This is a genomic window from Dyella flava (assembly GCF_016904955.1).
Lineage (GTDB): Bacteria > Pseudomonadota > Gammaproteobacteria > Xanthomonadales > Rhodanobacteraceae > Dyella_B > Dyella_B flava.
This window is the reverse complement of the sequence record NZ_JADIKE010000027.1, coordinates 44,276-70,298: the sequence shown is the minus strand read 5'-3', so window position 1 is coordinate 70,298 and position 26,023 is coordinate 44,276. Positions and strand designations below refer to the sequence as shown.

Genomic DNA, 26,023 nt, shown 5'->3' with positions numbered 1-26,023 from the left:
CGAACTTATTAGCGGGAATTGCCCAAACTTCGAGTAGTTGCGGCCCAGAAAAAAGGTGGTGACCAACTTCCAGAACAGAATTCGCGGCAGTTTGTCGGCCAAAGTCCAGGGCGGCTTGTTGCCAGTACGGGGCGGTTTGTCGTTTTCAGACAGACGAGAAGCAGCAGGAAAGCGAACTCCGGAGGCCACGGGCTGGGCTGTGGCCGCCTCATCGGACACCTTCTTATTTGCGCATAATGTATATTATGTAAAATTACGAACGGACCCAAATCCCAGCCAACAGCCAGGCGCCTTTAATCGGCGCCCCCTTTTAAGTCGGTCATCGGCATGTACCCCCGTAGATAGCCGGCCCAGTCCTTCGCTCGGCAAATGCTTCAGCAAGTTTCCTGGCGCCGTTCGCATGAAGCGTGGCACGGTTTGCTAGTTACAGCTTGATCCCGCGTAGCCACAATCCGGGAAAATCAGATCAGGAAACGCCATGAGCCAGACCATCCTTATCGAAACAACTGCGCCTGTGATGGTGACGGGAGCCACCGGCTACGTGGCTGGGTGGATAGTGAAGGAACTGCTGGATGCCGGTCTGACCGTTCACGCCCCGGTCCGCAATCCCGACGATGCTGCAAAGGTCGATCATCTCAGGCAGTTGGCGGCCGCATCCAAGGGCCACATCAAGTTCTTCAAGGCCGATTTGCTTGACGTTGGCTCTTATCACGATGCGATGGCTGGGTGCGAGGTCGTCTTCCATACGGCTTCACCCTTCAAAATTGACGTCAAGGATCCGCAAAAGGAACTTGTCGACCCTGCTCTGCTTGGTACTCGCAACGTTCTGGAGGAGGCCAATCGCACACCGAGCGTCAAGCGTGTGGTCCTCACCAGTAGCTGTGCCGCCATCTATGGAGACAACGCCGATCTTCTGGCGACACCGAATGGCGTCTTTACCGAAGAAATCTGGAATACCAGCTCTTCGCTTCAGCACAACCCATACTCGTATTCAAAGACTGTTGCGGAAAAGGAAGCTTGGTCGATCGCTCGCGCACAAGCACGCTGGAATCTCGTTGTAGTGAATCCCTCGCTGGTTATCGGGCCTTCGCTCAATCCAGATCCGACATCGGAGAGCTTCGCCATGGTGAAGCAAATGGGAGACGGCACGCTGCGAATGGGGGCTCCACGCTGGGGTTTCGGCGTGGTAGATGTTCGCGATCTGGGCAAGGCGCATTTGGCGGCGGCCTTCGTGCCGACTGCGGCCGGCCGGCATATCATCAATGGTCACAACACCGATCTCCTTGAACTCGCGAAGCTGCTGCTGCCGAAATATGGCCGCAGCTATCCGATCCCTCCCCGCGCCATGCCCAAATGGATGCTATGGATGATTGGCCCCATGGCGGGCGGAGGAATGACGCGCCGGGCGATATCCCGCAACGTGGACCTTCCCTGGAAGGGCGACAACCGTCGAGGCGTGCGCGAGCTTGGCTTGGAATATAGGCCGCTACAAACGTCGATGAATGACATGTTTCAACAGATGATCGATCGCGGCGTGTTCGCCAAGGCTTAGTTGAAAGGGCGAGGGGCAATCACTGCTTCCGCACTGATCGCGTTGCGCAGGATTACGCGCGCTCCTTTCAGCTCGGAAAAACCAACTGTCACCACTATGGATGTGTTTGTTCGGCGAGCATCGCATGGATTTGTGCCACCACGGCGGCCCCCTCTCCTACTGCGGCCGCCACGCGCTTGATCGAGCCTGCCCGCACATCCCCAATGGCGAACACGCCAGGTAAGTTGGTTTGCAGCGAAAACTTTCCTTGCCCCGTCACCACGAATGCCTTCGCATCCGTTTCCACGCAGTCTTGCACCCATTCCGCGTTGGGATCCGCGCCGATGAAAAGAAACAGTTGACGCAGCCTGTGCCGATGGGTCGTGCCATCGTGACGACGAAAAACTACAGCAGACAAGCCAGTGGCCTGATCGCCTTCAAGTTCGGCCACCTCCGACCCGACGTGCAGCTCAATATTGGGTAGCGCCGCAATCCGGTCGATCAGATAGCGGGACATCGTGGACGATAAGTTCCGGCGCACCACGAGATGCAACCGCCTGACGTACGGCGCAAGGAACACGACCGCTTGTCCCGCCGAATTGCCGCCACCCACCAAAGCTACTTCGGCGTCCGCGCACAGCCGCGCTTCGACGGCCGATGCCCAATAGGACACGCCGGCGCCTTCAAAGGTCGATAAGTTGGGCACGTCGGGACGACGGTAGCGTGCCCCTGATGCAATAACGACGGCCTTGGCCTGGATGTGCACGCCGCCGGAGCATGAAAGTTTCAGCAAGGTGCCAGAGCATACCAACTGGTTCACGCACACCGGGATGGCAATTTCGGCGCCGAACTTGATGGCCTGAGTGAAGGCGCGACTGGCCAACGCATAACCTGAAACGCCTGCTGGGAAGCCCAGGTAATTTTCAATGCGCGCCGACGCGCCGGCCTGGCCGCCGATTGCGCGTGAATCGAGCACGATCGTGGACAGCCCTTCCGAAGCGGCATAAACCGCGGTGGCAAGTCCGGCCGGGCCTGCGCCCACCACGGCGACATCGTAAACCCGCTCGGGATCTATCTCTGGCACGATGCCCAGGCAAGTGGCCAACTCCTCGTTAGACGGACACTTCAGCACTGAGCCTGCAGGACACACGACCAGCGGCAACTCCGTTGGGAGCACACCTGCTCGCTCGGCTACGGCACGAGCCTCCTCATCTTCCCGCACGTCCAGCACTACGTGAGGCAATCCGCTGCGCATCATGAAGTTTTGGAGGCGCAAAACGTCAGACGTGCCAGGAATGCCTACGACGATGGTGCCCGCACTATCTTCTTCCAGCCATCTCACGCGTCGGAGAATGAGGGCCCGCATAACAATGTCGCCGAGCTCCGCTGAGCCGACCATCAGCGCACGAAGGTGTGCGGCATCAAACGGCAGCGCCGTACAACCCTCGGGACCGGCACGCCCCGTCGCCATGGACGGCCACCCCGTCAGTGCGTTGACGTCACCGCTAAACTGACCGATGCCATGCACCGTGATCAGTGTCTCGTGGCTTAATCCATCGCGTCGGGCCACCTCAATCGATCCACGCAGCACCAACCACAGGAGCGTTGCCCGCTGGCCGGTCTCATAGACGGTGTCATTTGGCGCAAACGTGGTTTCTGGCCCGCTGGCGAAACGTCGTGCTGATTGGATCTGTGCGGCGTTCAGCCGGGGAAACATTTGAACGTCGCGCGCTTTGGCCGGGCTCATGCTGGGTTCTCCACCGCTCTGTCGTCCGTGGCGTCGTGAATGTCGCTATACGATCTGTACCGGGTCGCAGGCCAAATTCTGCAACGAGCTGTTGCCCATTTAAGGTAGCGAATAATGGCACTTATTCGCCATGGGAAGTCATCGCGTCGCTCTGGCGCCTCCGGAATACCACGTCGTGCCTGATTCGAGTGTGCCCGCCCTTCCCGTCTGGAGCGGTGGCACTCGGGATTCACGCCCCACGGTGCGAAACGAGTAGGGCTACTCCCCTGCCCGCGTCGGTCGATCAGCTGGAAACATTCCTGTCACCGCAAACCAAGTAGCCTGCCGACGCTCCCTGTGGTGCTCAATGGGATTAAACGCCCGACTTTAACGAAAGGGCGACCGCCCGACATAAGCGCGAGACGCGTCGACAAATAAGATCACCGTGGTGCCACGATGGCTGTCGCTGATGAAACGGCATTGTCCGCCAATGCGTTCCATGCGTTCTCGAATGCCACGAAGCCCCCAATGGCCGCCTCGACCACCGTCTACGATAACTTGCGGATCGATGCCGTTTCCGTTATCGGAAATCTGTACCCGTATGCCCCTCTTGGCGTAGTCGACGTCGACACGTATCACCTCTGCACAAGAGTGGCTGAAGGCGTTGATGATCGCCTCGCGCCCGCCGGCATACAGCTCGTCGATAACCAACGGATCAGTCAATTTCGCCATGCCCGTCGACGTCAATTTAAATGAAGGGTATTCATCACCCTCGTATCCCAGGGCAATTTCTTCAAAAGCGGCAGCGAGGTCGATGCTGTTTATCGCAGCGGTCCTCAGTGCATAAACGCGTTTGCGACCCTCGATCAGTACGTCATCGGCTAAATTGAGCGCGCGGACAATTTTGTCCTTTGTACCGCCTTCGGGTAACTCGAAACTGGCTGCATGCACTTTAAGCACCAATCCCTGTACGGCCTGAATATATGTATCGTGCAGATCTCTTGCGATTCGATTGCGCTCCGCATGACGTTCACCCAATCGCTGATGAAGTCGGCGGGTAACCTGATTGAGCCGATACATGTACGCGAGCCATAACACGAGTAGCGTCAAACAGAAGCAGAGCGCCAAAAACCACTTTGTTTGATAAAAATAAGGCTCGATGGAAATACGGATGCTGGCATCGGATGTGCTCCACACCCCATCCTCGTTGGAAGCCGCAACACGAAATCGATACGTTCCAGGCCCGACGTTTGTGTAAAACGCCTGCCTGCGTGTCCCCACGTCCTGCCAATCCGAATCGATGCCCGCAAGCTGATAGCGAAAACGTGCCGTTGCCGGGTCACTCAAGCCAAGTGCCGTGTAATCAATTTCGAAGGCGCGAGAGCCGGCCGGCAAGTTCACCTGCGCTCCGGGCCGAAATGTACTATTGGCGACCTTCATCGATCGAACAGCGGGGACGGGCGCGTAATTATCAGTAGGTGCTTTTGCGGGATCGAGCCATGCAATGCCCTGAGTTGTGGCAAACCATAACCGTCCATCTGTTCCCTGGATAAGGGTGGGAACTGGCCGATTCATTTGTGCGGTGCCGGGCATGCCCTCATTCGCCCCGTAGATACGCACGGATATTTTGTAGTTGGGATCGGCAATGCCACGTTTGAGTTCATCTGCATCAATGCGCACGCCACCTTTAAGTCCGTTGATCCACAATGTGCCATTGGCCTCTCGAATCATGCCGGTGATGCCCGTCAGCGCCGCGGGATCTAAAGCCGAAACGTCGTGAAAGTGATGTCCATCGAATGCCGCAAGTCCGGAGTCACCACCGATCAAGGGCGTACCATTCGGGATGATGTCTCGTACATTCAAGACATTCATGCCAGCCTCTTGCGAATAACGCTGTAAATGGCTGCCATCGATAACGAAAAGCTCATGTGCATAGGACAGCCACAAGCGGCCGTCAGCACCCGCCACCGCGCGGAGCAAACCTAGGCTTGGCAGCTCCTTATAGCCACCATTTTCCAGCCACTGGCCATCTCTTTTTACGTAAATGGGGTGGTTTCGAATGGCGACCCAAAGTCGCCCTTCACCATCCCTCACCATGGCGATAATGTCGTCGCCCTTTTCAGCGCTTGGTGGCAAAGGATCGATTGGCTGAAAAGTCATCCCATCAAAGCGACGGATATATCCGTCGCCCGTCCCGATCAAAATGCTGCCATCGGTGTCGCGATACGCAGCAGTTGTATCTAAATCGTAGCCTGGGGAGGCCGTCACTTGCTTGTCGACATGCCACCAACGATAGAGATCAACAGAGACTGCGTTTCCAAACCATATGCCACCATTTTTATCCGGAAGCATCGCAAAGCTGGTTACACCGTCAGGCACATCTATGGTCTTGACGCTGCTTGGACGAAACCTGTTAAGTCCGCCTCGCGCTCCCGACCACATGTTATGTTGCCGGTCTTCGAAAATCATGCCCGATGCACCCGAATCAATCTTGGCAAAATCGGCTGGGTTTGACGCCATCACACCGGGCAGGTCATTCGCAAATTTCTTTAATTCACCAGCGGTTAGATAGCGCCCCTTGTATGTCCCGGTCGATAAAGCAATCCAGCAAAGATCAGATACGCCAGGCCCGGCGAAATATCTGGAACTGCTGTACATGGGAACAATGTGTCTTCCTGCAAGCGCGAGCACGCTTAAAAAATAAATCTGGGCATAAGCTTGAACATGAGCAGGCGATTTGTCCCCATTGACCAACGTTTTCCAATCCAAGCCACGAGTGATGTCGGTACGTTGTCGAAAGGTTTTTTGGCCAGGATCAAGACTAAAAAGTCCCTGGTCCGTGAAGACCCAAAACGTCTTCTGTGTATCGAGGGCTATGGCATAAAAGTAACTTCCAAGAATTCCCCTATGCTCATCGACAGGCTGCCAAGTAGATTGCGACGCCTCAAACAAACGATTATACGAACTGCCCCATACGTTGCCCTCACCATCCTGCGCGAATTGGATAGGCTGGCCAACAAATCCTTTCACAACTACAGAGCGGGAAAAAAAGCCACCGTGAATGACTAAAGTTGTTCCGGTGACGTAACCGAGCCACAAGTCACCGGAATTCGTTGCAAGAATGCGAACCAGATTTGTGCCATCTTCATTGGGGACGTTGTATAGCTCGGAACTTACGCCATCGAAACGGTACAGATGACTTCTTGAAGCCAGCCACAACCACCCATCCGCCGTTTGAGCCATCGCTTCTACGTGCACAGGCACATCGTCGCTCTGGGACCAGCTCGTAAGCGTGTAATCGCCAACTCGTTCAACCGTCCGCTGCGCGATAGCGTTGTTGGTGATTCCAAACATGGCGACAAATGAGATAACCATCGCTATCGATCGTCCTAGGCGAGCGAATATCGCGCTCTGCATGTCCTTCCAGCTCACGGCAAGGCATCTCCAGCATCTTTCGAAGTTGTCAACTGAACGACTGAGGCTGTTCCCCGTTCTTTCTGGTCATTCGGAATCTTGGGGTGAAGTTGAGGCCGATGATGCCACGTTGTAACAGGCGCGCGACAGCTCTTGTGTTGATCGATAGGACGGCTGAGCACCCTTTACCCTGGCGGTTGTGATCTTCGTTTGTGTGCTTTAGCGAATTGATCAATCTACTCGGCCATTGCACGCCGGAATCGGAGCGCCTCCGAGGGTGCCGGAAGCGCTGAACACGGTATCCATAACCGAATCACCGCATACTCGTTCGCCGCGTGATTGGAACTGCGCGTAGTTTCGGCGTTTGCCCGAATAGCAGTTTAGTTTTCTACTGGCGAAGGCGCAGACGTGAAAGCTTGGCTGCCGCGCTCCTCTGGGTAAATCAGCCACTTAAAAAATCATGGCGTTTCGCGGCAGACGCCTGGCTGACATCGCGAGCTATTCCTGAGTAGCGTTCGTCAGGATGACGGCGTTGGCTTGAGGAGCTCCAGTGCGGGACGTACAAGACCTTCCAATAAGGCTCGTTCCGGACGTGCTCGGGCGAGGACACGTATGCCCAGATGCACACCTAATAGGAGTCGAGCCAAGTCTTCCGCGGACTGCGTCGTCGATATCTCACCGTCCCGTTGTCCTGCCTGCACACAGCGGCGAAAGAACGCTTCAACCTTGACAAGCACCTCTGCAATCGTTGCCTGAAAATCGGGGTCATGGGGCGCGACCTCCAGTGCCGAATTAACCAGAAGGCATCCTTTTCGATCCTTATCTTGAATGGAACGTTCGACAATCTCGCGGAAGAAGGCCTCGATCGCGGCTTTAGGGGGCAAGCCTTTCTCAAAACGCCCTACCCGGTCGCCAAAGCTCGTTTCGACGTAGTGCGCGAGCGCCCGGCGAAACACGGAGCGCTTGTCTCCAAAGGCGTTGTAGAGGCTTGCGCCCGTGATTCCCATGCTTTGCGCCAGATCTCGAACGGAGGTGGCCTCGTAGCCATACATCCAAAATTGCCGCACTGCCGCATCGAGCACGGCCGTTTCGTCGAATTCCCGTGGACGGGCCATAGAGCCTCTACTGTGACGTGAGTCAGCCTTGAATTGGTACGGTGCTTTGATATTCTAAAGCAATTGATCTAAAACTGTTGCCAGACAATCATGAATATCAAGGGTAAACGCGTACTCATCACGGGCGGTTCCAGTGGGATTGGATTCGCCCTTGCAGCGGCCTTGGGACAAAAAGGCGCCCAGCTGGTTATTACCGGGCGACGTGCGGACGTTGTCGCCAACGCAGCGGCCAGCCTCAGAGAAGCGGGCGCGGTGTGCTCAACCGTTGTTGCAGACGTGTCGACCGACGAGGGTCGAAAAGCCACGATCGCCGGGGCGGCTGAGGCACTTGGGGGCATTGATGTCCTGGTCAATAATGCCGGTGGCGTGCGCGCTGGAAAACTCGAGCTGACGACGGAAGCCGAAATTCGCGCGATGATCGAGGTGGATCTCGTTGCCCCGATCCTTCTGACGCAATTGGCACTGCCCCATCTACGGAAAGGCCCGCAGGGGCTTATCGTCAATGTGGCCTCGGGCATTGCGCTTATCGGTATGCCTTTCTACACGACATACGCAGCCGCGAAGGCGGGCCTCGCTCGTTTTGGCGAAGCCTTGCGCCGTGAATTGACCGGAGACCATATCCATGTCATGACGGTCTATCCTGGTGCGACGGACACCCCCATGATGCGCACCTCGCAAGCTGGTCCGGAGCTGAGCTTTACACGCGAATCAGCCGACGAAGTGGCCAGCGCCATCGCAGCCGGTATCGACAATGACGCCTGGGAAGTTATCCGGGGCGGAGAGGCAAGGTCTCAGATGATCGCGCTCAATCGTGACAACCCTGCGGCGCTTGATGCTCGTTTCGCCAGCATCAAAGACGCGCTCGCCGAAGCAGTACGAGACCACACTGCATTGTGATGGAGCACCCCACGGTGTATTCGGAAGAAGCTCGATTAAAGGCGTTATTCATCAAAAGCATGGCCGGGGATGCCGCCAGCTATCGGCTCTTTTTAAGTGACTTGACGCGCTATCTGCGCGGTTACCTTCGTAAACGCATCCCCAAGATGCGCGAAGACATCGAAGATCTCATTCAGGAAACACTGCTGGCCGTGCACCACGCGCGTCATACCTATCGACCTGAAGACCCGTTGACCGCCTGGATTCACGCGATAGCACGGTACAAATTGATGGATTTCTTTCGAGCGCATGCGCGCCGCGGCTCATTGCATGATCCGATCGACGATCATCAGGAAATCTTTTCGCTATCGGACGATGAGCCAGAGAACGCACGCCGCGACATACGTACACTGCTGGACTATCTGCCCGACAAACAGCGCCTGTCTATCCTCCATGTTAAACTGCAGGGCATGTCAATCGCTGAGACTGCCACTTTATTAGGTCTTTCCGAGGCCGCCGTGAAAGTAAACGTGCATCGCGGCATCAAAGCGCTCGCTGCACGGATGCGGGAGGCGACATGAAGACCGAAGACCTCGTCGAACTGCTGTCCACGGATATCGAGCCGGTCAAGAAGAACGCGCTCGCGCTTCTCCTGATGGGATCGGTATTGGCCGCACTGGCAGGAGCATTCGTAATCATGGTGACCGTGTTCGGTATTCGTCCCGACCTTGCGAGCGTGATCGCTACGCCTATTTTTTGGGAAAAGCTCGCCTTCCCTTTGAGCCTGAGCGTGGGCGCGGTGATCGCCACCAGCCGACTCGGCCGGCCCGGAGCCTCAATCGGCGCAGGCTGGGCCTTCCTGATTCTGCCAGTGGCATGTGTGTGGGTTGCGGGCGCCGCTGTTGTTTACGGGGCGGCGCCGGCTGATCGCGCCCTTGCCCTGTTGGGACACACCTGGCGATCCTGCCCTTTCAATATTCTGCTGCTTTCCATCCCCGGCTTCATCGCCATCTTCTACGCCATGGCAAAGCTGGCGCCTACGCGTCTACGACTTGCAGGTGCCGCGTCAGGAATGCTTGCGGGAACCCTTGCAACCGTGGCGTATTGTTTTCACTGCCCTGAGATGAGCCCGGCGTTCTGGAGCATCTGGTACCTGCTCGGCATGATGATTGCCTCCTCCATTGGCGCATTGCTGGCGCCTCGATTGCTGCGCTGGTAGTAATTGTTGCCCCTCCACCGCGAATCATCCGGTTGGACTGACATCGCCCAGTGCACTAAGCAACCGCAGCCGCCGGCTCTCTTCGAGCATGGTTTGAGTCCGCACCCTCACGAATCTGAAAGACGCTAACTGCCTCTACCAGTCGACCGGCATCGCCTTCCAGGGCCCCTGCGGCACTAGCCGTACGTTGGACAAGCGAAGCATTTTGCTGTGTAGCCTTATCCAAGTCGGCAACGACATGGCTCACGTGCGCAATGGCCTCGGATTGCTCGGACGTGGCCGCCGCGATGCGCTTCATCGTGGCTGTGACACGTTCGATGGAACTGACAATCTGATTCATCGCGGTGCTCGCCTCTAGAACCTGGCGCGCACCCGATTGAACCGACTCGGTCGACGCTTCGATGAGTGCCTTGATCTCTTTGGCGGACTGGGCGCTTCGTAGTGCCAACGAGCGCACCTCGGCAGCGACGACCGCAAAGCCTTTGCCATGCTGACCGGCACGCGCCGCCTCAACCGCCGCATTTAGCGCCAGAACATTCGTCTGGAATGCAATGCCTTCGATAATGTTCACGATGTCAGCGATGCGGCTGGCATTCTCCGAGACGGTGTCCATGGTCGATGCAAATAGGGACACTTTCTCACTGCCGAGCACCGCGTCTGTTCGTGCCTCACTGGCTAACCTATCAGCCTGAAGCGTATTAGAGGCGTTTTGACGCACCGCCGCTGCCAACTGCCCCAAGGTCGCCGATGCTAGTTGCAGAGATGTCGCTTGTCGCTGCGTGTGGCCGGATAGTTCTCGATTATCGCTCGAGATGTGCTGGATGCCATACGTGACGTCATTCGTACCCTGTCTGATCGTGGCCACGGTTTGCACAAGATCCGACTGCATGACGTTCAGTGCCGCAAAGAGCGAGCCGATCTCGTTTCTTGTACGACTTTCAATCGTCACGCTCAGGTTGCCCGTCGCAATACGCTGGAAAGTTTGGGTCACCTCATGCAAAGGTCGCAGGAGTACCCGATAAATCAGCTGCCAGTAGACGACCAGGAGAAAAATCGAAAGCACGGCCATGCCCACCGCCACCTGGCCATTTCGAACAGCGCGCGCATCCGATTGGGACTTCAAGGCATCGCGGCGCTGCTTGGCCTCTTCGATGGCGTCGCGCAACGTGGACTGAAAGGCGGAATCCGCCTTTTCCGCGCCACTCGTCGCGGCCACGTAATCGTTCAACGAGACGTCATAGAGCGCCTCTTCGCGGGAACCAAGGATGTCGGTGTATTTGGCGTAAGCATCGCTTATGCGGTGAACTTCATCAGCAGGCGCATCGTCTCTGGAGACCTTGGCGCTCCATGACTTGAAGATTTTATCGGCTTGCATACGCAACGCCGACGCGCGGCGCGTATAGTCTGTTGCCGCGACTTGATTGCCACGCTGAAGATTGATGTAAGCGTTATCCATGCTCACGAGCGTTGTTAGCAACAAGCGCTGTATCTCGTGCAATGGTTCGATGTCGGCAGCAGACAGACGGTCCAACTCACTCACAGTCTGAGTCGCTTCTCGCGCGTCCACCCAGGCTTGCGTCACCGACCACCATAACGCCAGGGAAAACAACCCAAGGAACAATAGCAACCACGTCCGTATCGTCAACTTCGCCAACATGCCCCATCCCCTCAGGTGCTTGTCGTGACAAGCACCTTGTTGATCGCGTTACTTGATGCCAAACACTTTGTCGAGCGACAACTTCCCGCCGCCGCGCCCAATGAGGTAGAGCATCAGTCCAGCCCACGACAAATGGGTTGGCCATGCATCGGGGTACACAAAGACCTCAATAACGGTGGTCATCCCTAACAGCGCCAGTGCGGCACCGCGTGTAAAGAGGCCGAGTATCAGGAGTAACGGAAAGAAGTGTTCAGAGTAGGCGGCGATATGGGCGGCAATCTCCGGACGGACAAAAGGCAGGCGATAATCCGTCCGGAACAACTCGTACGTGCCAGGCTTCAACGTCAGAAACCCCGTGACCTTGGTTCGTCCGGAAAGGAAGAAGATGGCCGCAATCGACACGCGGCACACCAAAGCCAACAGCGAGTGGCTGATGAGGCGTGAAGCGAGGTCGGCGCACTGGTTCCAGGCTGCAAACCGCCCGCGAAGACGCGATGCGGCTGGGGTCACTGCACTTGCAATTTCCATGTCGAACTCCGGGATAGTTCTTCGGGACAAATCCGGTGTGGAGGATCCGAAGGTCACTCCGCACCAGATCCAGTTGTGGTTGGTCAGGGTGCGACAGGGGTCAGCGAACCGTGGCCTTTCGGGGTCTTGATCGACGTGCAGGTTCCGGCCGGTACGTTTTTCCAAGCGTTGCCTTGAAAGTCCTTCGCAGCCGTACCTGCGCAGGTGGTCCCGGCGCCTGCCTTGCAGTCGTTCTGACCCGCCAAGGCTACGCCGTAGCATTTCTCCACCTTCTGACCGCCGTCGTCGGAGGGCTGAGGCTTGGCGAAGGCGCCGGAGGACGCCAGCGAGGCGATGAGAACAGCGGTAGCGGAAAGCGTGATCTTGTTCATCGGAGTAAATCCCATAAAAGTGAATGTCAGCGACGCAGCAGCAGTCTTCCTTCTCGTCACACTCTGCGTGAAAGACGGCGCCTGCCAACCGGTTCGGGAGGTAGTTCGAAGCATTTGATGGCGTGGTTACAGCGCACCGGAAAGAAGATCACCCGATTCCGTTTGCGTCCTTGCTGGCGTCAAATGTTTGACGTTCCAAGGAGCCGTCGCCGTAACTCTTGTCAGTGATTGATCGAATCAACCTAGACAGGCCTTCCCTCTCCTGAGCGGCAAATTCCCCAGGAAGGTTGGTATTAGGTGAATTATGGACGTCGTGCGGAGATGCGCATGAAAACGCGGGACTTGGTTCACAGGCTGGCTGATGACCTGGCTCCCATCGAATCCAATGCCGTAGCGAAACGCATTGGGCGAGCACTCATACAAGGTCTGACAGCGAGCACCATCGTGCTTGTCGCGCTTTACGGTGTGCGAGGCGATATGCCCGCCATGATGGCAACGCCGCTCTTCTGGCTCAAGCTCACGTTTCCGTTGGCCATCATCGTGCCGGCACTCAAACTGGCAGAGCGACTTGGGCAGCCTGGCGCTCCCACAAAACGTGCGTGGATAACAGCCCTGTTGCCTATCTTCACACTTTGGCTCGCCGCCGCGATCATCCTCATGTTCACACCACACGGCTACCGCCTTGAACTCATGCTGGGGTCGACGTGGCGGGTAAGCACGCTCAACATTGTGCTTCTTTCGCTACCGCCACTAGGTGTGGCCATGAAATCCATGAAGGGACTCGCGCCGCCCCATCTGCCGCTGGCTGGAGCTGGCATCGGGTTGCTGGCTGGTGCAGAAGGCGTACTGGTCTATACGCTTTATGGCGTTGAAATGTCGGTGCCGTTCTGGGGCATTTGGTACGTGCTTGCCATCGGAACCACCACCGCCATAGGCGCACTCCTTGGCCCACGACTGCTGGAGTGGTGATGGCTCAATACCATGGCGCTTGCAGTCTAAGGGGTCGTGTCATGCATCGCGATCTCCGCGATGGCGCCAACCGTCAGCAGCATGGATATGCACTCACTCAGATTCATATCTGGCTCGCATTCCAGTGCTCGCTTGGCAGCGGACTCAAGATCACATTCGCCGGCACATGCGTCCAGCAACGCACAGGCACCGATCGAAAGTGGTTGCCATACGACGTTGCTCAAAGGCCGAAGGAGCAAAGCCCCCTCACCTTCCCAAACAAGATCGTCAGGGACATCCACGCCTTCGCGATTCGCTCGCCAGATAGTGTACGCAGGTTCATTCGCGAACCAGTGCCAGCGCGCGCTCGGATGCACGCGAAGTGTGGCCCGCTCTAACAGTTGCGGAGGCCACCCCAACAAATCGGCAACCGTGATATGTCCCGCGTCGGGCGCGACATGCGCCTCCACCCACAAGTAATCGAGTCGAGCGACGCTGGGCAGGTAGGGTAGCGGCCTTGCGGGCTCGAATGCAGCCAAGAAATCCGGAAAATTCCGGCCATAGTGCAATAGTCGTGCCTCCGTCGGCGGTGATAGAGCGACATATTCGGCGGCCGTGGCACGAAACCAGTCCTCACCGACAAGGCGAAGTACGGCTGGAAAGTTTGCTTCCAGTGCATCCACAGAGCCCTGGAATACGGTATTGCGGTATACCGCAAACCCCGGCTGGCCCACCAAGGCCGCCACGCGACTGTCATGGGGCGCTTGACCGTAGAGGGCGTCAACAAAGGCATCCTGAAACGAAGCCAATGTGGCCTTCATGCCATCGCTTCCATCGATACCCCGTGGTCCAACAAAGATTGCGCACGCTGACGCTCGTGGAGAAGAACATCGAACGCTGGCACCTTACCGTCGCGTTCGATCAACGTAGGGCAAGGGCCGATCCGATCGATCAGGCATTGATACAGGCGCCACACGCCATCAGCGATCGCCGCGTCGTGAGAGTCGATCAATAGTGCGCCATTGGTGTCAACGCTGTGCCCCGCCAGATGGATCTCCATCACCGCATCGGACGGAATGGCATTGAGGTAGGCTACGGGATCAATAGAAAGATTGTGGGCGCTGACGAATACATTGTTGACGTCTACCAGCAAGCCGCATCCCGTGCGACGGACGATTTCCCTTAAAAAATCGCCCTCACTCCAGTCATGTCCTTCAATAGTCAGATAGTGCGTCGGATTTTCGATCGCAATCCGACGACCCAGGGTGTCTTGGCTGCGACTGATATTGGCGGCCACCCTCACCAATGCGTCCTGCGTACGCGGGAACGGCAATAAATCCGGATGGTAGTGATCCCCCCATGCCGACCACGCCAGGTGCTCGGACACAAGCGCCGGCTCAACACGCTCGATCAAGGCCTTCAGTCGCTGCAGGTGCACGACATCGGGATCTCTATCCGCGGCCAGCGACAGCGATACCCCGTGCAGTGACAAGGGGTGGCGCGCCCGGATCGCCTCAAGCCATGTAAGCCGGGGGCCGCCATCAACCAGGTAATTCTCAGGATGGACCTCGAACCACGTCCCATCCCCGACCACTGCATAGGCGTCTTCGTAGTGCTGCGGCTTCAGGCCAAGGCCAGCCCCGAGAGCGATGTTTGTATGGCATGGAGAGGCCACGGCAATGCCTGCGATTCGATGGAAATGTCGGTCACGGCACGTTGGGTGACCTCCGAGCCAAGTTCGCGTGGCTGTACACCATGGTTACACGCCGTGAGCGCCGTCGACTCTGGCCGCGCTAGCTGACGGTTGTAACCTCCCGTTCTCCTCGCCGAACTTGAACACAGTGGCGACATGAACAGATCTGCCGGGTGTATCCGCCATGGATCCTTACCGTAGATGTTCGTGACGTTGCCCGTAAGACGAGCGAGATATCAGAAGACGCCATCTACGTTTCGTCTCGCCATCACCATGAAGACTGCCGCCGAGCTTAGACGCTATGAACACCGACACTCTCGTCTCGCTGCTTGCCACGGACATTGCGCCCGTGCGTGGGGACGCCGTCAAGCGGTACTTGACCGCATCGTTGCTGCTGGCATATGTCTGTGCATCGATATTTGCGCTGGTCGGCTATGGACTGCGACCTGACATGGCCGTCATGTTGGTGACCCCCCTCTTTTGGCTCAAACTCGCCCTGCCGCTATCGGTGGCCACCGGTGCATATTTGATGCTCGAGCGACTAGTTCGACCCGGACAGGCTGTCGGAAGCAAATGGAATGGCATTGCGGTGCCTATCCTGGCCGTATGGCTCGCCGCCGCGATCGTGCTCTGGGAAGCGCCTCCGGACCTTCGCGCTTCGCTGCTCATGGGCAAGACGTGGCGCACCTGTCCGTTCAACATCGCACTCCTGTCGGCCCCGTGTCTTTTCGCGGTGCTCTTCGCCGTCCGGCAACTGGCGCCAACGCGTCGCTCCACAGCGGGCGCCGTTGCCGGATTGCTCGCCGGGGCACTCGGCACGCTTGCTTACTGCCTGCACTGCCCGGAAATGGGCGTTCCGTTTTGGGCCACCTGGTATCTGCTCGGCATGGCGATCCCCACAGCAACGGGTGCACTCCTTGGCCGGCACGTGTTGCGCTGGTAGCTCATGTCGTTGAGATCGAGCGCACGCGCCATGCAGTGCGATTCAGCATCGTAAGGACGTCAAGTCATCCACCAGGTCTGAAGCCCCTACTCTTTGGGCTTCCCGATCACTGATCGCGAGAGCTGCGCCATCTCTATCAGCAACTCATCGATAGGACAATTTGCTAGCTGATAGTTTTCCTTACGATCGAAGGAAAGCGCGTCACCTCGTTTACCGCTCTCTTCATGCGGCCATGGTCGGCGCGATAACTTGCTCTGCGAACCGTTCCATTTCCTCAAGTTGCGGGCTCATTTGCAGCAGCAACAGGTCCACGCCTGCATCAGAAAATTCCGCGATGCGCGCACGCACCTGCTCGGGTGTGCCGATCAGGCCGGGGCGAAGGCCGCGATTGGATACGGAATATTCCTTAATCTTCAGTTCGCGCTCGAGCTGCGTGCCCGAGAGCCATTGATCGAAATTGTCGAAACCCGGCGCTTTCGGATCCAGTGTTGTGATACGTACGACCTCTTTCTCGGCCTCCTTTTCCGTATCCCGAACGATGGCGTACGCGGCCATGCCGAACTGCATGGGCGGCAAACCAAGTCGCGCGCGGCGCTCGCGCATGTCGGCGATCTTTGCTGCAATGAACTCGGGTTCGTCGCCGTGCATGACGTATGCATCGCAGCGCTGGACGATCAAAGCTTTAGCGGCGTCGGATTCTCCGCCGGCATAAATGGTCGGTCGTGGCGAGGACATGGGTTTTGGCTCACAGATGGCATCGACCATCGAATAGCGTTCGCCGTGGAACGTGTATGGCGTTTGCGACCAAAGTCCGTCGACAACTTGCAACCATTCGTTAGTGCGTGCGTAGCGGTCGTCGTGCTGATCGAAGGTCAAGCCGAATTGCTTGGCCTCGTCGGCCCACCATGAAGACACCACATTTAACGCCAGGCGGCCGCCGGATATACGGTCGATATTGGCGGCCTGCTTGGCAAACAGCGCCGGATGATGAAAGTTAGGACGCACGGCGACCATGATTTCCAACGTGTTGGTTATCGCGGCCAATGCGGCCGCGCTGGACCACGCATCGAGCGCCGGCTCGGTAACACCCTTGATGTCATTGAGATTCAATTCGGCGATCAATGTGAGGTCGTACCCAATTTGCTCGGCACGCTGGCACAGTCGGCTGAAATAGGCCCAACTGGCCTCCATTCCCTCATCACGCACGTTGCGCAGCCATCCGCCGAATACAGGCGCCCAAAATCCGTACCTCATGCCGCATTCTCCAGGGTATCTTCGATCGCTTTGATCAGGTAATCCACCAGCGTCTCGTGCGGATCCCAGCCAAGCACGTTGAGCGGGTCGGCAACGAAATTGGACAAGCCATTGATGTCGTAGAAGCGACGTACACCGTCGCGGTCGTCAATCATGAATTCGATACCACCAATGTCGAGCTTGGCGGCCCGCGCGATCGCTTCCGCCGCGCGGATGGCAGCTTGATCGGGCTTGTATTCACGAACTGTGACTTTGGGCTTGTCGATCAGACAGACATCCGCAGGACACAAGTCAAACGTGTCGCCATCGGTGTTGAGCGCGATGGCATACAAGAACTTGCCGTCGAGCGTTTCCATTCGAACCATATGCCGGTCACGGGCCGGCACATATTCCTGGACCAACGTGACGCTATCGATGCTCTTTGGTGCCGCCCCGTCCGTCACGGCATGCTCCAACTCTTCCACTGTTTCGTAACGCGATACACCTGCGCCCGAGCCGCCGATGTTGACCTTGACGACCACGGGGAAGCGAAGCGTCTTCGCTGCAGCAACAACATCGGCGTGCCGATGGACGACGCGTGTGGCCGGAATATCCAGCCCCAGTGACCGGATCAACGCCATTTGTCGCGCCTTGGAGGCGTCGATCGCTAGCGCGCCGGTTCCGTTGATGACACGCGCGCCATTCAATTCCCAGGACGCATACAACGATTGCGCATAGAAAATCGGATGCTCGTCCTGGCGCAGAAAAGAACTCATGGCCAAACGACTAAATACCAGTGGCGCCGGTGCGTGAGTGTTCGCAGGATCGAAATAGTGATCCTGGAATTGAATGGCCTGGTAGTCGACGCCTCGCCGATCAAGTGTGGCGAATAGCGGCCTGAACCAGTCGGGGTGCTCGTAAACGATCGCTAACGGAGGTCGGTTGGACATGCGAAAGGCTTTTCTTTGAAAGGAGTTTGACTACGATTTGCCGCGCATAGTCACGGCATACAATTAGATGGCCTATGACTCAAGTGACACATCCGATTTCGTGTTTCGGAATTCAAGTGGCACATGCCGATTCCTGTTGAATAAATCTGGCAACGCCCAAGTCTTCCTGTTCTCGAGTGCTCGACCCGTCGCGGCGTCGACGGTTACCAGCGATGGATTGTCCCATCACGCGCCGTAGAGTCCCGCGGTCTGCGGCGCGCCGGTTCATGAGGCTGATAAGTGGGTCAGCCCGTAATAGTGGCTATTCGCCGTCTGACCGATTTCGGTTACAGGGCGCGTGAACGGGCTCCTCACAGACGGCCTATTCATGGTTAGCGCTGGGTTGGTGAGGCCAGGAAATAACCGGATACTGGCAAGAACGAGACCTTCCGCTAATGAGAGTTTTGCATATCGCCACAATCGGATTTCACTTATCGCGGTGTAACAAGTCCATTTTCTTTTTCGAATCACATCTCTGTATTTGTGGCATTCAGCAGCTTGAGCGCTGGCCGCCGCCGAAAATTCATCAGTCGTTTGGCAAATTACCCGACCATGATGAACGACAAATCCCTGCCGCTTTGCTCAATACAATTACCGGGTCATATAAACATGCTCGTTCCTCTGCAAGTTGTTGCCGTGATCGGCAGCACGTCGCCTTTCTCGCGCACATTGGTGTTGGCACGAGCGATGCTGGATGCATTGTCATGCCACCTGCCACTGGAAAGCCATGTGGTGGAATTGACCCGCATCGCGCGACCGCTTGGACAATCGATCATCCGCAGTGAATTGCCACTAGAGGTAGAAAAGGAACTTCAACGCATCGAATCTGCGGACCTGGTGCTGGCAGCCGCTCCGGTATACCGTGGATCGTATCCGGGGTTGTTTAAGCATCTATTCGACTTGATCGACACGGATGCCTTGGTGAACGTACCCGTGCTACTGGCGGCCACCGGGGGAAGCGAGCGCCACGCGCTGGTGATAGAACATCAGTTGCGACCGCTTTTTGGCTTCATGCAGGCGTTAACCTTGCCAATCGGCGTTTACGGTACGCCGCCCGATTTCGAAGGCGAACGCGTGACTGATCCGTTGCTGCTCGAACGCATCGCAGTAGCCGCCGAGCGCGCGGCGGCGGTGCTAGGCGGGAGCAAGCCGGCGACCAATAAGCGCCGACTTGCCTAATGTCGTCTCACCATCACGCACTCAGTTCACCCGCTTCATATTTATGCTGCCAGGCGACTTGACGCAGTCTGGTGACGAACGACCCAGTCCATTACTGGTCAAGCACGGAGCGCGAACTCGCCCTCGCCCATCGTCTTAGGCATGTCAAGCTATCAACACTGTGCGATATGGCGATCGTGGAGCCACCGGTTACGTTGACATGCTCGGTGGTCTTCTTCTACCCGCGATCTACGTAGCGATTACTTTGTTGACGACCGACGCGCGACGCTGGCGATCAGGGCAATTCTGAGTCACCAGCATGTTGCACGGATGCACTCAATATGTCTCCATCGTCCTGCGCTTGAACAAGTACGGCAGTATCAAGCCCTGAAAGAGAAGCAAGCGGCAACGAAAACGCCACGTCATCGCCCTGCCATTCTCCGAGGTGAACCAGTTCGCGCACTATGTTGCGCTGATCGAGCGTACGCCCGCCGTTTTCGCCACCCCCAACGTGAACGTGAAGGGTTCGCGGGTCATAGCGCACCAGCCACACATCGCTGGCCCTTGGGTCCAGGTTAGACGCTTTGACCTCGACACGATTCGTGGGCAGCCATGCAATGGACGGCCCGGTACTCTGCGCCTCACGGATCGCCTCGTTCAATTCCATGCGATTGTCGCCCACCAGATCTGTGTGACCGTTCACATAAATCTGTGGCGTCCAAACCGTGTCACGGCGGTGGTAATGGGCGTAACGCCACTGGCGATCCGTATAGGCCTGCGTGGCAAAGGTATCTTTCCAGCCCAAATCGTCCCAATACGTGACACCAAAAGATAGTGCCAATACATGAGGGTCGTCGGCGAGTGCGTTGAGGTTCTCTTCGGCCGGCGGACACGAAGAACATCCCTGGCTTTGGAAAAGCTCGACCACTACCGGATGCTCATGCGTGTCGGAATGATCCTGGGCATACACGGAGGTTCCTATGGATAGTGCAAGAAGCGCAGGCAGGATCGCGCGCAGATAAAGCCGTCTATTCGCCATAGAACACCGCAGGTTGATAACACACAATGACGCGCTCGGCCGCAGCCGTCCGAATGCTACTTCGTCATATTCCACGATGAAGTTACATCGCAAGCTGCGATATAGCCCGCATTGACACCTTTAAGACATGTGGAAATTTTGTGATGACAGTAATGCGTCACAAAAAAGCGAAATTCATCGCGTTTCGATGTAACCAAGTTGCCCTCTTCCCGAAGTAACCAGCGACCAATCCACACGGTCATGGGAAGCAACCGGTCGTGGCAATGCATGTTGCCGCAATTATCTACGCTTACATCGAGGGACAACCATGAAAAGGGCAATCTATGGATCGGCGCTGCTCGCGCTGATGGCGGCAGGTACCGTGAATGCACAAACCAGCCATGGATGGAATGACGGTGACCTCATCGTTACCTCATCGAATACGGCCAGCAACGAGTTGCTCGTCTACAACACCCAAGGGACATTGATCGAACAATCCAAAACCGGTGGTGCCGGCGGCGTCACGGGCAATGCCGGTGGAATCGCGCAGAATCACGATCTGCTTGCCGTCGTCAACTTCGGGTCCGGCAACGTGTCGATCTTCCAAAAATGGGGCAATCAGGCTCCGCTGCAATTGCAGAGAGTCGTTCCGGCCATTACCAACCCGGTGAGCGTCGCGTTCGGCCGCAATCATCTTTACATTCTTACCGCCACCCACATCGAGTCGCACCTCATTGATCGGTACGGCGTGAGCGCGCAAGCCGACGGAGAAGCGCAACTCGCTATTGCGGACGGTTCTGCAGCTCAGGTGGGCGTCCTCGGAGGACAGCTGATCCTTACCGAGAAAAGTAATGCCATTGAGACGGTCAACCTGACCGACCAAGGCGCCGTATCGGGCGCCACGAAACTGGTCGCCAACATCCCTGCCAACGTCAACGCACCCTTCGGACTGGCGACGCGCGGGAATGACGCGTACGTGACCATCGCGCACGCCAACGAGATTGGCCTGGTTCGTAACGACGCGGTCCTGACGATCACAGGGTCAGGTACCCAAATGGCCCCCTGCTGGGTAACGCTCGACGGGCCGTTCTTGTTCTCGGCCAACTCGCCCAGCCACTCGGTATCCCGGTACGCGGTGTACGGTGAGAAGATCATCCAGGACGCGGCAGTGGTGGCGACCTTCAACGGCGACCCGACCGATATTACCTACCGTGACAACCTTGCCGCCGTCGTCGATGCCAATGCATCGGTGTCGCACGTGTCCATTTTTAACGTGGACGGAGACGGTAACTTCAATCTGAAGAGCAGCGTCACCCTCAACAACCCCGCGACAAACGGCATTGCGATCATCCGGAACGACGACGATTTCAACTACTAGCCGCGCTCATATCGTGCCAGGGAGTCTGCGCACTCCCTGGTACGACATCCTTCCGTACCAACCTGGCCGTCAGACCATAAGACGCCCCCCATTCTCTTTGTAACTTCCCGCATGACGGGAACGAATGGTTCGAAGAGGAAATCCGGGGAAGCCATGTCCGATCTCAATTTCAGCTGCACTCAATGCGGCAAATGCTGCCATGACCTGAGGCTTCCGCTTACGCGTCCGGAGGCGATAGCCTGGCTGCAGAGGGGTGGGACCGTCGAAGTGCTATGCGAGGCGGTCCCCTGGGTGGCCGAACCGGCGGCCTCGGATGCCCCGGCGATGCATAAACGTCAGCGCTCCTTTCCCGCCTGTAGCGGCGAGCTGCCCATTCGGGTCATTGTCGTGCTCGCAGCAAGCTTCAAGGGAGCATGCCCGCATCTTGGCCGCGACATGCAGTGCGGCATCTATGACAACCGCCCGCACGTTTGCCGCATTTACCCGGCCGAAGTGAGCCCCTTCCGCTCCGTATTGCCCAGCCATAAACAGTGTCCTCCGGAAGCCTGGACGTCGCCAACTCCTTTTGTACGCAACAACCAGGTTGTGGACGCGCAAACCCAACTTCATGTATCACTGTTACGTCATGGCGATCAGCTGGATGTAGCGGCCAAGGCATGGCTCTGCATAGCATTGGACATCCAGAGTGCGGGCCTTTCGAATGAAGGGTTCATGGCTCATTGCCCCTCCCCCGAAGCACTCCATTCCGTTTTGCAGCAGACGCCGCCCGTCGCAACCGATAGGTCGCCGCGGAGGCAGTGGTCGATGGTGACGAATCAAGCCACGACGTTTGATGCGCTTTGCCTGGTCAGTGCCAAGCCTGTGTATGCGAGAGCACTCGCGGATGGCCCATCCCACTACCTGGGCTTTCGTCCCGATGCGCCGCCGAGGGAACAACCGGCTTGAGATCAGTGATCGATTCCCGTCAGCATCATCCATCAGATACCCCACACCCTGCAGAGGAGTTCCTATGCGCCCGGCACTCGTTCTTATTGCATCAACGCTTCTTGCCCTAGGCGGCATAACGACACCCAAGCTCGTTACGGCAGCCACCCCGTTGTCGTCCCCCGCCATGGTGCCGACCAATGTGACCTTCAAGGCCAGCGATGGCGTAGTTATCTACGGCAGGTACTACCACGCCGCCTCTCCTCGCGCGCTGATTTTGCTATTTCATCAGGCGCGCTCCAGTAAGGATGAATATAAAACCATCGCCCCACGGCTCGCAGCGGCCGGATATAGCGCACTCGCTATCGATCAACGTTCTGGAGGCGATCTCTTTGGCCCGAACCAAACGGTACAAGCGCTAGGCCACTCGTCAGACTATCTGGCGGCGAAACGTGACCTTGAAGCTGCGCTATCCTTCGCTCAAACGCAGAAACTTCCCATCATTCTCTGGGGCAGTAGTTATTCTGCGTCGTTGACCGTAGTGGTGGCGGCAGAGCACGTCAATGAGATTCGCGCCCTCGCGGTGTTCTCGCCCGGCGAGTACTTTGACCAATCCCCCACCATGATTCGCACCGCCGCGGCGAAAATTACCGTTCCCTTCTTTGTCACCTCGGCGAAGAACCCCGAGGAGATTGCTGCAGCAAAGGCAATCTTGGCGGCCTCACCGTCAACACTGAAGGTTCAGTACGTTCCAAGCACCGGCGGCGTCCATGGATCCTCCACATTGATCGCCAGTCGTGATCCCTCCGGCGCCGAAGACAATTGGAAGGCCATCCTGGGATTCCTCTCACGACTCAATCTCTGATCACACTGGAAGCTTCTGCCAACGCGAATGTCGCCTGGTAGATGGACGGCTATCGAAAAAGCGCGAAGACAACACCTTTCAGTGACGCAAGGGACATGAAGACTCCTCCGACTGACATTGCAGCAGCCATGGTTGGTTCGTCATTCGCCATGAGGCGATTACAAGGCCGTCCGTGGATCCCTTTCCTGCACACATACGCGCAACGGCGCAAAGAACAAGTTGTTGCGTGTCTGATCAGTCGATGGCGGCAACCAACCCTTCGCCCACCCACGCTGCCAGGAATTCGCCAGCCGCAGAGGTGCCGTGTTCATCCCCGAGCAGATGAGCAAGATTTCCGCACAGTTCCGCGAAGGAAGCCCCGTTCGCGATATAGTTGACCGCAAGCATCTCAAGCTCGTCGATCGTCTGGAAACGGCAGCTATGCCCATCCCGCCAAACGCGAATGGCTGCCGCGTCGGCAAAGTACTCAACGACGGGAGGGACTTTCTCAGAAGCCATTGCTGACCATAGCGCTCCACAATTACTCCGCACGGCAAACATCCGCAGGGTTGGCACGAAACGGATCTTGGCATGATCCCAATCGATGGCTTCGGCCATAGCTGCAGTGGTTACCACCGCGCCATCCGGGCCATCAAACGCGCGGCGCAACGTCCAGTCCAATAGTGCCAACTCTCCGACCTCGGGGCTATCCGGGTGGAGCGTATCCAGCATATTCACGAAGTGGTCGCCATAGTCACTAATCGTCCAACTTGTGGGTGAATGATTTTCTATGTAGCGATGGATGGCGTCGTGAAAGTCATCGTCTCCCAGCCATGCCCACGTACGTTCAAAGGTTTCACGCATGCACTCTTCCAACTGAGCGCGGTAGGCATAATGATAAACGGCCAAACCAGGGATAGCGTCCGCTGACACGTACCGATTGAGGACATTGGGGTCGTCCAATAAAAAAGAGCGAAACTGCCGCTGCATGTCCAGAAGGCTCATACGAGACACTCCTCCGATCGGCGGGCTACGGACGCCACCGTTCGAGCGATGTTCAACTCGTCGATCAATTCGTTGAGTGGCGGAATGTTGTCGTCACGCTCAATCATGCTCGCGACCGAACCAAATCGCTCGCAGGCCGCTCGATAAACGGACCATACCGCGTTAGGCACGGGTTGATCGTGCGTATCGATAAGGCGACTCTCTCCCTGACTGTGACCCGCCAAATGCATCTGCCGCACATAGTCCTTGGGGATGGCGGACAGGTAATGGAATGGGTCGAAACCCTGATTTACGCCACTAACATAAATATTGTTGACATCCAATAATAAGTAACACCCTGCCCGCCGGCACAACTCGGCGAGAAACTCCGGTTCGCTGTAGTCAGCCTGAGAATAGCCCAGGTACGTCGAAGGGTTTTCCAGAAGTATCGGCCGCCCCAGGTAATCTTGCACCACGTTGACGTTGGTGCAGACCACATCCAGGGCCTCATCTGTGTAAGGCAGTGGGAGCAAGTCGTGGGAGTTGAATCCTTCCACACCTGTCCAACACAGATGATCGGAGACCCAAAGCGGCTGTATGCGGGCGGCCAGTTCCTTCAGCTTTTGTAGATAGTCGAGCTTCAACCCATCCGCCGAACCAATCGACAATGACACGCCGTGCATCACGACGGGATAGTGCGCTCGCACCCTTTCCAGAATGGCGAGCGGCTTGCCTCCCTGCACCATGAAGTTCTCGGAAATTATCTCGACAAAATCGACCGGGACTTGGCCACCGAGGATTTCCTCATAATGCACGGGGCGCAATCCCAGGCCGAATCCTTCGAAAGCGGGTAAATGATGCGTACGCATAGTGAATTCCGAGAAAAGGGAGCCCGACTGTAGGGAGCAATCGGGCTCTGATAATCACTTCGAGGGAGGCGTGAGGCTGCCACCTTGCGCCTGGCATTCGCTGGCGGTGATCTTCTTGAAGCCCTGGCCCTTGCAGGAGTTCTGGCCCTTGCATGCGTGATCGCCCGATTTGCAATCAGACTGTCCCTTGCACGCATTGACGCCGTAGCACGGCTGCGCCTGATCGCTTCCGGCAGGTGCCGCATGTGCCGGGTTCACTTGGGCGAGGCTGGCAAAGGCGATGAACGCTGCGGCGGCCGCGAGGCTGGTACCACTCGAAAGTTTAATCATGAGATAACTCCAACATTGAAAGAATGGATGCCGTGATGGCATGGGAAGTTCGTCGTCGTTTCCGAAGAAGTTACACAGCACACAAAATGAAAAATGAAATGTCCACAAGCAGGAACGGAAGAGATCAAACCTTAAATGCATCGTAGTCTGCTGCACCACAGCATTCGATACGTGCGGTGTGACAGATAAGCCATTCATCATGTAACGGCTGTCACGCGGCGTACGAATGCTGAAGAAGGGCTTCCTTTTTGCCGATGGCCCCAAGAACCCTGTTG

24 protein-coding genes are annotated in these 26,023 nt (G+C 57.1%); 10 read left to right on the top strand and 14 right to left on the bottom strand.

What is annotated here, in order from left to right:
• Positions 1–478: 478 nt before the first annotated feature.
• Entirely contained in the window at positions 479–1,552 is a 1,074-nt protein-coding gene (locus tag ISP19_RS03720; protein WP_204680000.1) for an NAD-dependent epimerase/dehydratase family protein, read from the top strand.
• A gap of 94 nt (positions 1,553–1,646) precedes the next feature.
• Here ISP19_RS03720 and ISP19_RS03715 read toward each other — a convergent pair whose 3' ends face one another.
• The 3 genes from ISP19_RS03715 to ISP19_RS03705 form a co-directional block, all read right to left on the bottom strand.
• The gene (locus tag ISP19_RS03715; RefSeq protein WP_204679999.1) at positions 1,647–3,278 is read right to left on the bottom strand and encodes an FAD-dependent oxidoreductase; all 1,632 of its coding nucleotides are present in this window, start codon (positions 3,276–3,278) and stop codon (positions 1,647–1,649) included.
• A 366-nt stretch (positions 3,279–3,644) separates the two neighbouring features.
• Positions 3,645–6,689 carry a sensor histidine kinase gene (locus ISP19_RS21460; protein ID WP_204679998.1) on the bottom strand — a complete coding sequence of 1,015 codons (3,045 nt, stop codon included), beginning with the start codon at positions 6,687–6,689 and terminating at the stop codon, positions 3,645–3,647.
• 500 nt (positions 6,690–7,189) lie between these two features.
• Positions 7,190–7,786 (bottom strand): TetR/AcrR family transcriptional regulator, encoded by a 597-nt coding sequence (locus ISP19_RS03705; protein ID WP_204679997.1) that lies wholly within the window; start codon positions 7,784–7,786, stop codon positions 7,190–7,192.
• Between the two features lie 90 nt (positions 7,787–7,876).
• Here ISP19_RS03705 and ISP19_RS03700 point away from each other — a divergent pair, with 90 nt between their 5' ends.
• The 3 genes from ISP19_RS03700 to ISP19_RS03690 are packed head-to-tail and all read left to right on the top strand — an operon-like array spanning position 7,877 to position 9,881.
• On the top strand, positions 7,877–8,683 hold the full coding sequence (locus tag ISP19_RS03700; protein WP_204679996.1) for an SDR family NAD(P)-dependent oxidoreductase: 807 nt from the start codon (positions 7,877–7,879) through the stop codon (positions 8,681–8,683).
• Positions 8,684–8,697: 14 nt separating this feature from the next.
• Entirely contained in the window at positions 8,698–9,243 is a 546-nt protein-coding gene (locus tag ISP19_RS03695; protein WP_204679995.1) for a sigma-70 family RNA polymerase sigma factor, read from the top strand.
• Positions 9,240–9,881: a DUF1109 domain-containing protein gene (locus tag ISP19_RS03690; protein WP_204679994.1), complete on the top strand. Its 642-nt coding sequence runs from the start codon at positions 9,240–9,242 to the stop codon at positions 9,879–9,881. The genes ISP19_RS03695 and ISP19_RS03690 overlap by 4 nt, the downstream gene beginning before the upstream one ends.
• 55 nt (positions 9,882–9,936) lie before the next feature.
• On the opposite strand, the gene ISP19_RS03685 is transcribed toward ISP19_RS03690, so the two are convergent.
• From ISP19_RS03685 to ISP19_RS03675, 3 genes are all read right to left on the bottom strand, one after another.
• Positions 9,937–11,538, bottom strand: a complete 1,602-nt coding sequence (locus tag ISP19_RS03685) for a methyl-accepting chemotaxis protein (protein WP_204679993.1) — start codon at positions 11,536–11,538, stop codon at positions 9,937–9,939.
• A gap of 48 nt (positions 11,539–11,586) precedes the next feature.
• On the bottom strand, positions 11,587–12,066 hold the full coding sequence (locus ISP19_RS03680; RefSeq protein WP_204679992.1) for a DoxX family protein: 480 nt from the start codon (positions 12,064–12,066) through the stop codon (positions 11,587–11,589).
• Positions 12,067–12,149: 83 nt separating this feature from the next.
• Entirely contained in the window at positions 12,150–12,437 is a 288-nt protein-coding gene (locus tag ISP19_RS03675) for a BufA1 family periplasmic bufferin-type metallophore (protein ID WP_204679991.1), read from the bottom strand.
• Positions 12,438–12,764: 327 nt separating this feature from the next.
• On the opposite strand from ISP19_RS03675, the gene ISP19_RS03670 reads away from it, so the two are divergent.
• Positions 12,765–13,406 (top strand): DUF1109 domain-containing protein, encoded by a 642-nt coding sequence (locus tag ISP19_RS03670; protein WP_204679990.1) that lies wholly within the window; start codon positions 12,765–12,767, stop codon positions 13,404–13,406.
• A 26-nt stretch (positions 13,407–13,432) separates the two neighbouring features.
• Here ISP19_RS03670 and ISP19_RS03665 read toward each other — a convergent pair whose 3' ends face one another.
• Together ISP19_RS03665 and bufB (ISP19_RS03660) are read right to left on the bottom strand one after the other, a co-directional pair.
• On the bottom strand, positions 13,433–14,206 hold the full coding sequence (locus tag ISP19_RS03665) for an HvfC/BufC N-terminal domain-containing protein (protein WP_204679989.1): 774 nt from the start codon (positions 14,204–14,206) through the stop codon (positions 13,433–13,435).
• Positions 14,203–15,060: an MNIO family bufferin maturase gene (bufB, locus tag ISP19_RS03660; RefSeq protein WP_204679988.1), complete on the bottom strand. Its 858-nt coding sequence runs from the start codon at positions 15,058–15,060 to the stop codon at positions 14,203–14,205. The genes ISP19_RS03665 and bufB (ISP19_RS03660) overlap by 4 nt, the downstream gene beginning before the upstream one ends.
• Before the next feature lie 319 nt (positions 15,061–15,379).
• Between bufB (ISP19_RS03660) and ISP19_RS03655 the strand changes: the two genes are divergently transcribed.
• Complete coding sequence (locus ISP19_RS03655; RefSeq protein ID WP_204679987.1) at positions 15,380–16,021, top strand: DUF1109 domain-containing protein; 642 nt, start codon at positions 15,380–15,382, stop codon at positions 16,019–16,021.
• 222 nt (positions 16,022–16,243) lie between these two features.
• Here the strand turns inward: ISP19_RS03655 and ISP19_RS03650 are convergent, their stop codons facing one another.
• Positions 16,244–17,212, bottom strand: a complete 969-nt coding sequence (locus ISP19_RS03650; RefSeq protein ID WP_239556489.1) for an LLM class flavin-dependent oxidoreductase — start codon at positions 17,210–17,212, stop codon at positions 16,244–16,246.
• A 59-nt stretch (positions 17,213–17,271) separates the two neighbouring features.
• A complete protein-coding gene (locus ISP19_RS03645; protein ID WP_204679985.1) occupies positions 17,272–18,204 on the bottom strand; it encodes an ATP-grasp domain-containing protein in 933 nt (310 codons plus the stop codon).
• A gap of 648 nt (positions 18,205–18,852) precedes the next feature.
• Here ISP19_RS03645 and msuE point away from each other — a divergent pair.
• Positions 18,853–19,422, top strand: coding sequence for an FMN reductase (gene msuE, locus ISP19_RS03640; RefSeq protein ID WP_204680087.1), 570 nt, complete (start codon positions 18,853–18,855; stop codon positions 19,420–19,422).
• Between the two features lie 274 nt (positions 19,423–19,696).
• Here msuE and ISP19_RS03635 read toward each other — a convergent pair whose 3' ends face one another.
• Positions 19,697–20,515, bottom strand: coding sequence for a DUF1223 domain-containing protein (locus ISP19_RS03635; RefSeq protein ID WP_204679984.1), 819 nt, complete (start codon positions 20,513–20,515; stop codon positions 19,697–19,699).
• Between the two features lie 232 nt (positions 20,516–20,747).
• On the opposite strand from ISP19_RS03635, the gene ISP19_RS03630 reads away from it, so the two are divergent.
• The 3 genes from ISP19_RS03630 (at position 20,748) to ISP19_RS03620 (ending at position 23,586) form a co-directional block, all read left to right on the top strand.
• Positions 20,748–21,797, top strand: a complete 1,050-nt coding sequence (locus ISP19_RS03630; protein WP_204679983.1) for a hypothetical protein — start codon at positions 20,748–20,750, stop codon at positions 21,795–21,797.
• A 153-nt stretch (positions 21,798–21,950) separates the two neighbouring features.
• On the top strand, positions 21,951–22,742 hold the full coding sequence (locus tag ISP19_RS03625; RefSeq protein WP_204679982.1) for a YkgJ family cysteine cluster protein: 792 nt from the start codon (positions 21,951–21,953) through the stop codon (positions 22,740–22,742).
• Positions 22,743–22,806: 64 nt separating this feature from the next.
• Positions 22,807–23,586 carry an alpha/beta hydrolase gene (locus ISP19_RS03620; protein ID WP_204679981.1) on the top strand — a complete coding sequence of 260 codons (780 nt, stop codon included), beginning with the start codon at positions 22,807–22,809 and terminating at the stop codon, positions 23,584–23,586.
• 234 nt (positions 23,587–23,820) lie between these two features.
• Here ISP19_RS03620 and ISP19_RS03615 read toward each other — a convergent pair whose 3' ends face one another.
• From ISP19_RS03615 to bufA2, 3 genes are read right to left on the bottom strand one after another with little or no spacing between them, the layout of a single operon-like run.
• On the bottom strand, positions 23,821–24,570 hold the full coding sequence (locus ISP19_RS03615) for an HvfC/BufC family peptide modification chaperone (protein WP_204679980.1): 750 nt from the start codon (positions 24,568–24,570) through the stop codon (positions 23,821–23,823).
• Complete coding sequence (bufB, locus tag ISP19_RS03610) at positions 24,567–25,418, bottom strand: MNIO family bufferin maturase (RefSeq protein WP_204679979.1); 852 nt, start codon at positions 25,416–25,418, stop codon at positions 24,567–24,569. Before bufB (ISP19_RS03610) ends, ISP19_RS03615 begins: the two co-directional genes overlap by 4 nt.
• Positions 25,419–25,472: 54 nt before the next feature.
• Positions 25,473–25,748 (bottom strand): BufA2 family periplasmic bufferin-type metallophore, encoded by a 276-nt coding sequence (bufA2, locus tag ISP19_RS03605; RefSeq protein ID WP_204679978.1) that lies wholly within the window; start codon positions 25,746–25,748, stop codon positions 25,473–25,475.
• Positions 25,749–26,023: the final 275 nt, after the last annotated feature.